The following is a 1,862-nucleotide window of genomic DNA, read 5'->3' on the forward strand; positions in this document are numbered from 1 at the left end:
GTCTAACGGGGCTCTGCCCCAGCCCGACGGGGCGTGTCGTGGTGGGGGCTCCGGTCGTGGGATAGACGGTGACCGGTTTCCCGGTCCCGTTCGTTGAACCGCTCAAAGCGGTTGGTTGCCGTGAGGCGATCCTCGACGACCGGAGCCTTGTCATGACGCTACCGCGCAGCGCCGGTGATGTCCTGAACCGTCATGTGAGCTTCGAGATCGAGTCGATCGATCGGATGTACTGCAACGTTTACCAGCCGAGGTTGCAGCATCCCCGGGCGGTGGCCGGGTTCATCCGGTATCACTTGGGCCGCCCGGTGATCTCCAGCACGGTCCTCGCGCCGATCACCGAGGCGTTCGTCACGGCGATCAAGACGTTCGCGTGTCAAGGCCGGATCCCGATCGTCGATTTCGTCAAGGGCCAGCGCAAGGACGACGTGATGCACGAACACCTGGCGGGCTTCACCGCCGAGGAGGGGGTGTTGTTCATCGGCCGGGCCCAGGAGAAGACCAGCGTGTTCCGCACCGAGAAACGCCGCAACACGGCCGGGAAGACCTACCCGTGGATCGTCAGGAGCACCGCGATGGTCAACCAGTGGTACTTCTACTGCGTCGACACCGACTTCGGCCCGTTCTTCCTCAAGTTCAGCTCCTACTTCCCGTACACCGCGAAGCTGTGTCTCAACGGCAACGAGTACGCCAAACGCCAGGCGGTCAAGGCCGGGATCGGGTTCACCGCCCTGGACAACGGCTTCGCCACCTGCCAGGACCCGGCCGCGGTGCAGGCCATCTGCGACGGGCTGTCGGCGGAGAAGATCGACGCGCTGCTACGGAAATGGCTGCGGATCCTGCCGCACCCGTTCACCGAGGCTGACCAGGACACCGGCTACCGCTACGACATCTCCATCCTGCAAGCCGAGTTCTCCCTGACCCAGACCCTCGACCGGCCCGTCGACGGCAGGATCTTCTTCGAGCAGGTCATCCGGGACAACCTCGACATCGGCCGCCCCGACCAGGTCAGCCTGATCTTCGACCGCAGAATCGTCGGCAAGGGCCGGCACCGGACCCCCGGCCGGTTCCGCACCCGGATCATCACCGACGGCGTCACACCCAGCCTGCACATCGACTACAAGACCAGCCGGATCAAGCAGTACCACAAACTCGGCCGCGCGCTGCGCACCGAGACCACCATCAACGACACCCGCGACTTCGCCATCGGCAAACGGCTGCACAACCTGCCCGCCCTACGGCAGATCGGCTTCACCGCCAACCGGCGCCTGCTGCGCGTCCAAACCATCAGCCACGACCCCGCCGACGGCACCACCGCGATCACCGCCATCTGCCAACCGGTCACCACCAGCACCGGCGCCCGCGTTGCCGGGCTCCGCCTGACCGACCCCCGCGCCCACGCGCTGCTGGCCACCCTGTGCCAGTTCCGGCAGCAACCCGCCGGCTTCACCAGCCACGACCTGCGCCAGCACACCGCCGACCTGCTCGGACACACCCCCGATCAGATCACCACCAGCCGAACCGGCTACGACCTGCGCCGACTACGCCACCACGGACTGATCACCCGCATCCCCGGCAGCCACCGCTACCAGGTCACCGACACCGGCCTGCACCACGCCCTGTTCCTCACCCGCCTGCACGACCGATACCTACGCACCGGCCTGGCCGAACTCGCCGACCCCGACCCGCCGGCACCATCACCGCTGCGCGCCGCCGCCCGCGCCTACCAACACGCCCTCGACAACCTCAGCCGACAAGCCGGCCTCGCCGCATGACAGCCGATTCCCCATCACCACACCAGAAACCGACCACGATCAACAAAACCCGACTCAACTTTCACGGCTTCCGCCGCCCAAGCCTTCTAG

The 1,862-nt window shown here is 66.5% G+C and carries 1 protein-coding gene; it reads left to right on the forward strand.

The genetic code is table 11. The annotated features are described in order from the left end of the window. Window positions 1-152: 152 nt before the first annotated feature. A complete protein-coding gene (locus tag IH26_RS0152335; protein WP_030443784.1) occupies window positions 153-1,772 on the forward strand; it encodes a hypothetical protein in 1,620 nt (539 codons plus the stop codon). Window positions 1,773-1,862 lie beyond the last annotated feature (90 nt).

The organism is Actinoplanes subtropicus (assembly GCF_000721705.1).
Taxonomy (GTDB): domain Bacteria; phylum Actinomycetota; class Actinomycetes; order Mycobacteriales; family Micromonosporaceae; genus Actinoplanes; species Actinoplanes subtropicus.